Annotated in this window: 6 protein-coding genes; all 6 read left to right on the forward strand. The window is 66.8% G+C overall.

Annotation, left to right across the window (positions count from 1 at the left end):
• A partial coding sequence (locus RMN95_RS07160) for a beta strand repeat-containing protein (RefSeq protein WP_397545260.1) occupies positions 1–3,540 on the forward strand: 3,540 nt, incomplete at its 5' end.
• Positions 3,541–3,551: 11 nt separating this feature from the next.
• Positions 3,552–4,034 carry a hypothetical protein gene (locus RMN95_RS07165; protein ID WP_309616251.1) on the forward strand — a complete coding sequence of 161 codons (483 nt, stop codon included), beginning with the start codon at positions 3,552–3,554 and terminating at the stop codon, positions 4,032–4,034.
• A gap of 73 nt (positions 4,035–4,107) precedes the next feature.
• Positions 4,108–5,400: an adenylosuccinate synthase gene (locus tag RMN95_RS07170; protein ID WP_309616252.1), complete on the forward strand. Its 1,293-nt coding sequence runs from the start codon at positions 4,108–4,110 to the stop codon at positions 5,398–5,400.
• A 58-nt stretch (positions 5,401–5,458) separates the two neighbouring features.
• A complete protein-coding gene (locus RMN95_RS07175; protein ID WP_309616253.1) occupies positions 5,459–6,061 on the forward strand; it encodes a GNAT family protein in 603 nt (200 codons plus the stop codon).
• A 65-nt stretch (positions 6,062–6,126) separates the two neighbouring features.
• Positions 6,127–6,453: a chorismate mutase gene (locus tag RMN95_RS07180; protein ID WP_309616254.1), complete on the forward strand. Its 327-nt coding sequence runs from the start codon at positions 6,127–6,129 to the stop codon at positions 6,451–6,453.
• 42 nt (positions 6,454–6,495) lie between these two features.
• A complete protein-coding gene (locus RMN95_RS07185) occupies positions 6,496–7,413 on the forward strand; it encodes an SDR family NAD(P)-dependent oxidoreductase (protein WP_309616255.1) in 918 nt (305 codons plus the stop codon).
• Positions 7,414–7,546: the final 133 nt, after the last annotated feature.

The raw sequence follows: 7,546 nt of genomic DNA on the forward strand, positions 1-7,546 counted from the left end.
CTGGTTGATCCGCTGCCGGGTATTTCTGATCCGGTGATTGGATGGCCGAACCCGGCGAATCCCGGCGTGCTTGCGCCCGGGCAGTCGGTGACGGGTCGGGCAACGTACGCCCTGACCCAGGCCGACGTCGACCGTGGATTCATTTCGAATATTGCGGATGTTGCGGCTCTGGCTCCCGGTAATGTGCCGGTCACGGCGACTACCAACGAAATCATTGTCACCACCGTCAGCGCGGTGAGGCAGTTGCAGCTCGTGAAGGTCGGAACGGCCACCGGAGTCGGCGGGCCAGGCGACCTGGTCAACTACCGGTTCACGGCCCGCAACACCGGCAACGTCACCCTGACCGCGGTGGGCATCGCCGATACGCTGCCCGGTCTCTCGGCGCTGAGCTATGGCGCCTGGCCTGATCCGGCGAACCCCGGAGTGCTGGCGCCCGGCCAGTTCGTTGTCGCGACCGCCGACTACCTTCTTGGCCAGGGCGATGTCGACACCGGCTCTGTGACCAACACCGCCTCGGCCATCGGAAGCCCTCCGAACGGCGCGGCACCGGTCACCACGCTCTCCAACCAGAGCATTGTGACTACCGTCAAGGCGGCGCCCGCCGTCTCTATTACCAACCGCGGTGAGCTCGCTCCCGGCGCGACCGGCAGGGCTGGCGACATCGTCAACTGGACCTATGTCTTCACCAACGATGGCAACGTCAGCCTCACCGGTGTCGCGCTTGCGGACGCCGTAAGCGGTGTCGGCGCTCCCGCTTACACCTGGGCCGGAACCATCGGCACTCTCGCACCAGGCCAGTCTGTGACCGGTCGTGCGCAATACACGTTGACGCAGGGCGATGTCGACTCCGGTTCGGTTTCGAGCCTGGTCACGGGAACCGGGCAGGTACCCTCCGGGGGTGCACCCGCGACCGCATCGGCACCAGCCACGGTAGCGATCACTCCGAATCCCGCGCTCGTTCTGGTAAAAGCGCAGTCGCTGGTGGTGGCCGGCCAGAACGGTGAAGGCGACCTCGTCACGTACGACTTTGAGATCACGAACTCCGGTAGCGTGACGCTCACCGAGGTCACGATCGTCGACGCATTACCCGCAGTCGGCGCCATCGGCTACATCTGGCCAGGCGTAGATGGCGTGTTGCGCCCCGGGCAGAGCGCCACCGCGACCGCCAGCTACCGGCTGAGCCAGGATGATGTCGACCGCGGATTTGTCGATAACCGGGCCACGGTGACGGGCCTGCCGCCGACCGGACCCGCTGCGAGCGCCGATTCAAACACCGTCACCACGGTCACCGAAAACCAGGTGCCCTCGATCGCCACGGCCAAGTCCGGGTCATATCGCTCGGGCTCGGGAGAGGTCGGATCGGTCATCGGGTATCGCTTCGAGATCACCAACACCGGCAATGTGACCCTGAACCTTATTGCTCTGCGCGAAGCTCTTGCCGGGGTGTCGAGGCCCGTCATTACGTTCCCGTCGGCCTCGGGCATCCTCGGCCCGGGGGATACCGCCATCGGCACGGCCACCTACACCGTCACCCAGGCCGACGTCGACCGGGGTTCGATCTCAAACCAGGCCACCGCAACGGGCACATCACCGCGCGGAGTGGTCGTCACCGGCCCGTCCAACACCTCGGTGATCTCTACCGCACCGGGCGCTCCCGCTATCACGACCACGCATACGGCGGCGCTCGCTCCAGGGGCTGCCGGTGTGCTCGGTGACCGGGTCGACTACACCTTCGAGATCACCAACTCCGGCAACCAGTCCCTCAACGGCGTGACGCTCGCGAACACTCTCACCGACCTGTCGGGCTTCACTTACACCTGGCCTGCCGCTGCGGGAGTCCTGCTTCCCGGTCAAAAGGTATCCATCACTGCCAGCCGCGCGGTCACCCAGGCCGATATCGACGCCGGGCGCATCCTGAATATCGCGACGGGTAGCGGCAACTCGCCATCCACAATTGCGGTGACGGATGACTCGCCGCAGACCGTCATCACGCTGGCGGCGGCACTCGGAGCCCTGTCGATCACCAAGAGTGGGACCCCCGCGGGTGGGGCGGTCGGTGACACGGTGACGTACACCTTCGTGGTGAAGAACACCGGACCCGTGACGGTCACCGACCTCGCCATCTCCGACCCGAAGCTCGGCACCGCACCCATCACCTACGGCACCTGGCCTGCAACGGCAGGTACCCTCGCCCCGGGCGCCGAGGTCAGCGCGACTGCGGAGTACGTCATCACGCAGACCGATGTCGATTCCGGGGCCGTGCGCAATACGGCATCGGTGTCGGGCAACGGAGCGCGCGGAGGCGTCGTGTCGAAGGCATCCAACGCCTCGGTCGTGGCGACGGTGCTGGGCTCGCCGGGCATCACCCTCACCAAGACTCAGCCGCTCGCCGCGGGAGCGGCGGGTCGCGCCGGAGACGCCGTCAATTTCTCGTACACCGTGACCAATGACGGGAACGTAACGCTCACGGGTGTCACGATCGCCGACCCACAGTCCGGACTGGGCACTCTGGTCTACGTTTGGCCGAATCCCGCGCTCCCTGGAACGCTACTGCCGGGCGAAAGCGCGACGGCGACCGTCGTCTACCTTCTGACACAGTCCGACGTCGATGCCGGGGGCATCGCCTCCACGGCGACCGCCAGCGGCACCGCGGAGTCGACCACTGTCACCTCGCAGGCCGCGGGCAGCACTCCGGTGGCGGCGAACCCGGCGATGACCATCGCCAAGAGCCACAGTGTCGAGACGTTCCTGCAGCAGGGTGGCGGCATCCTGTATCGCATCGCCGTCACTAACACGGGAAACGTCACGATGACCGGCGTCACCATCACTGACCCGAAGCCGGGTCTGACCCCGCTCGCGACCTCGTGGCCGGGTGCCCCGGGCACCCTCACGCCCGGGCAGGTCGCCGTGGCCACCGCACGTTATGTGCTCACCCAGGCCGATGTGGATGCCGGCACTCTCGGCAACACCGCAGCGGTCACGGGAGCGGCGCCCGGCGGGCGGGAGGTCAGCGAGACAACGACGCACGACATCGCCATCCCCAGAGTCGCCGCGATCGCGCTGACCATGGACATCTCTCTCGCACCGGGTGCCACCGGTGCCACGGGCGACCGGCTCTTCTTCCGTCATCTGGCAAGGAACAGCGGCACCGAAACGCTGCGCGGAGTGACCATTTCGGACCTCTACCCTGGACTCAGCGACCTCGAGTACGCCTGGCCGGGTGACCCGGGCGTGCTGCTGCCGGGACAGTCGGTCGTGGCCACAGGAACCGTCGTCATCACTGCGGCGATGGTGGGGAGCACCGTGTCATCCACGGCCACAGTATCGGCGATTGCCGCCTCGACATCGATCGTGGTGAGAGCGGCAGCCGCAGACACCATCGTGCTGCCGACCCTTGCGGTTCCTCGGATACCCGGATTGCCGAACACGGGGAGCGCGCCCCTCATCCCGAGTGCCTTTGCGTTGCTTCTCATCCTCGCCGGACTAGTGTTGACGGTCGGCGCCCGCCGCCGAGCACGACGAGCCACCTTCGACGTCTGAAAGGCGAACCTATGAATCATTCCCGCCTGGCCGCCACAGCCGCGGCCCTCATGGTGAGCGCGCTCGCCCTCACCGGGTGCGTCGGGGGCGCCGCGCCGAAGCCCACCCCGACGGCAACAGCCACCGCGCAACAGCCCGGGATCACCGACATCATCGATACCCCCGGATCAGGAGCAGGGCTCGAAGGGGCACTCTCTGATTCGGAGGTGACGACCTGCGAGCTCGCCTCCGGCGCCTGGACCGTGGCGGGAACCCTCACCAACTCCAGTGCGGTAGCCGCAAACTACCGCGTGTACGTCTCACTGCTCGCCGCCGACGGCGATACCCGCGCGCTTACCCAGGTGAACGTGAACGGTGTCGAACCCTCCCTATCGAGCCCCTGGACCACCGAGATCGCCGTCGCGGACGAGGCACTCAGCTGCGTGCTTCGAGTTGAGCGCTATCCGGTGAGTCCGCCGCCCACTGAGGAGACGGCCCCGCCCGAAGAGGGCTGATCCGGCATAGTGCCGTCGCCCCGACGCGCCGATAGAATGGGGCGTAATCCCGTTCTCTACGAGAGGCCTCACCGTGCCAGCAATCGTCATCATCGGCGCCCAGTGGGGCGACGAAGGTAAAGGCAAAGCCACCGACCTGCTGGCCGAACGCACCGACTACGTTGTCAAGTTCAACGGTGGCAATAACGCCGGGCACACCGTCGTTGTCGGCGACCAGAAGTATGCGCTGCACCTGCTGCCCTCCGGCATCCTGACCGAGGGAGTCATCCCCGTCATCGGCAACGGTGTCGTCGTCGACATCGAGGTGCTATTCGACGAACTGACGGCGTTGTCGTCACGGGGTGTCGACGTGTCCAGGCTCAAGCTGAGCGCCAACGCGCATGTGATTACGCAGTACCACCGCACGCTCGACAAGGTGACCGAGCGTTTTTTGGGCAAGCGCCAGATCGGCACCACCGGTCGGGGGATCGGGCCCGCGTATGCCGACAAGATCAACCGGGTGGGCATCCGGATTCAGGATCTGTTCGACGAAAACATCCTGCGCCAGAAGGTGGAGGGTGCGCTGCACGCCAAAAACCACCTGCTCGTGAAGATCTACAACCGGCGGGCCATCGCCGTCGACGAGGTGGTTGAAGACCTGCTCAGCTACGTGGAGCGGCTGCGCCCCATGGTCGCCGACACGGGCCTGCTGCTGAACCAGGCGTTGGACGCGGGCAAGACCGTTGTCTTCGAGGGTGGGCAGGCGACGATGCTGGATGTCGACCACGGCACCTACCCGTTCGTCACCTCATCCAACTCCACCAGCGGCGGTGCCGCCACCGGCTCCGGAGTCGCACCGAACCGACTCGAGCGTGTCATCGGCATCGTGAAGGCGTACACGACACGGGTCGGCTCGGGCCCGTTCCCGACCGAGCTGCACGACGAATCCGGGGAGTGGTTGCGCTCGCGCGGCTTCGAGTTCGGCACCACCACCGGACGCCCGCGGCGCACCGGCTGGTACGACGCCCCCATTGCGCGCTACTCGGCGCGGGTCAACGGCGTCACCGACTTCGTCATCACCAAACTCGACGTGCTCACCGGGCTGAAGACGATCCCCGTCTGCATCGCCTACGAGGTCGACGGCGTGCGGATGGAAGAGGTGCCCGTGTCACAGTCGGACTTCCACCACGCGGTGCCGATCTACGAAGAGTTCCCGGGCTGGGATGACGACATCACCGGTGCCCGCAGCTTCGAGGACCTGCCTGTTAACGCCCAGGACTACGTGCTCGCCATCGAGGCGATCAGCGGATCCCGCATCTCCGCCATCGGCGTCGGCCCTGATCGCGAGGCGATCATCACCCGCCACGACCTCCTCGGCCCGCTGTAGCGGTCTGGCGAGCATTCGCGGCCAGCGGTCACAGCGGCACACCCGGCATACTGGGGGGATGCCAGCCCAGCGCCCTGCTCCTCGCGTGATCGAGGGCAGCATCATCCACCTTTCGTCCCTTGCCGACGACGATTTCCCCGCACTGTTCCGCGCGATCGGCCACCCAGAGGTGTTCCAGGGCGGCTATGGCGGCGGGCCGGCGGGCCTGCCCGCGACGGAGGCGGAGTTCATCGACTTCGCGCGCAACTGCTACGACCGCGCCGCGAATAACGTGTATGGAGTCTGGCTGAATAACGGCACCATGATCGGCACCTCCACGCTTGGCGACTTCGACGAAACCAGGGAGCGCGCCCACATTGGCTGGACGGCATACTCGCCGTCCGTGTGGGGCACCGGCGTGAACCCCGAAACGAAGCTGCTGATGCTCGACGAGGCGTTCGACGCCGGCTTCGGCAGGGTCAAGTTGCAGGCGGATGCTCTGAATTCCCGCTCGCGGGCTGCCATCGCTAAACTCGGCGCCCGGTTCGAGGGCGTCGTTCGACGTGATCAACTCCGCGCCGACGGAACGTGGCGTGATGCCGCCGTCTATTCGGTGATCGTGGATGAATGGCCCGCAGTCCGCGCAGGGCTCGAGGCGCGCGTGGCGGCGTTCGCCGGGTGACCTGCGCTCTCGCTGCGGCGTGAGTCGGAACCACCTGGCCGGCATCCGGCGCTAGATTTGACGCCATGAGCATCTCAGGCCCACCATTCGAGTCTTCGACCGAGCTCACGGAGCTGCGGCGCAGCATCGACAACATCGACGCCGCACTGATCCACCTCCTGGCAGAGCGCTTCAAGTTCACCCAGGCCGTGGGTCGATTGAAGGCCACGACCGGGCTGCCCGCCTCCGATCCTGATCGCGAGAAAGTGCAGATCGCACGGCTCAGGGCGCTGGCCGAGGAGGCGCATCTCGACCCTGCGTTTGCGGAGAAGTTTCTCAACTTCATCGTCGCCGAGGTCATCCATCACCACGAACAGATCGCGTCCACCGGTGCGATCGACACGCTGCAGTAGCGTTCCGGACGTTCACCCAGCGATCCCGCGTAACCTCGAAGCATGACCTGGAATCCGCGCCACCCACCCCGCCAGGATGGCCGCACCTTCGTCGTCACGGGCGGCAATGCCGGTCTCGGCTACTTCACCGCGGAGCAACTCGCCCGCTCCGGTGCCCATGTGGTACTCGCCACGCGCAACGCGGCGCGGGCGGATGTCGCGGCCTCGTCTATTCGCGGGAACGTGGCAGGGGCATCCATCAATACCCTCAACGTCGATGTTGCCTCGCTCGACTCGGTGCGAAATGCCGGCGCGCGGCTTGCCGACTATGGGCGGCTCGACGGGCTCATCCTGAACGCCGGGGCGACCACCGGTTCTGGCGCTCGGCAGGAGTCGGTTGACGGGTTCGAGCTGACCATGGCGACCAATTTCATTGGCCACTTTGCGCTGACCGCCCTCGCCTGGCCAGCCCTGACCCGCACGGCAGGCAGTCGAGTCGTCGGCCTCGGCAGCCTCGCCACACTGATGGTTCGCCCGCACGCCGGCAACATGCAAAGCCTGCGAAGCTACAACTTCTTCCGTGCGTACGCCTTCTCGAAGCACGCCATGCACGGATTCATCCTCGAATTGGATCGCCGGGTTCGGGAGTCGGCAGTGGATGTCTCGGCTCTGCTTGCGCATCCTGGCTACGCCATCGACTCGCGTACCCTGCTGCGCCCCGGCATCGCCGAATTCACGCCGCTGGAGCGGGCCGCGGGCATCTTCGCGGTTGGCACGCAGGGCAAGAACCGGGGAGCCGCGCCCACCGTGCGGGCCGCCCTCGACCCCTCAGTGAGCAGCGGCGACTTCGTCGGACCCCAGCACCTCACGCAGGGCCGCCCCACATTGCAGCGCCCCACCGGCACCAGCGCCTCGCGGGAGTTCGGCGGCCACGTCTGGGCCCTCGCCGAAGAGTGGACGGGCCTCGAGTTCGACGTGTGACCCAGCTCTGCGGCCCGGCCCGCGTGGGGAGTTGCGCGCCGCCCGCGGCGCGCGCGCCCCGGCGGCACGGTGCCCCCAGCGCGGGCCCTCAAAGGGCGCGATAACCCCACCAGGGGTCTGCGCCCCCAATGGC

It is taken from the genome of Salinibacterium sp. (assembly GCF_031364185.1).
Lineage (GTDB): Bacteria > Actinomycetota > Actinomycetes > Actinomycetales > Microbacteriaceae > Rhodoglobus.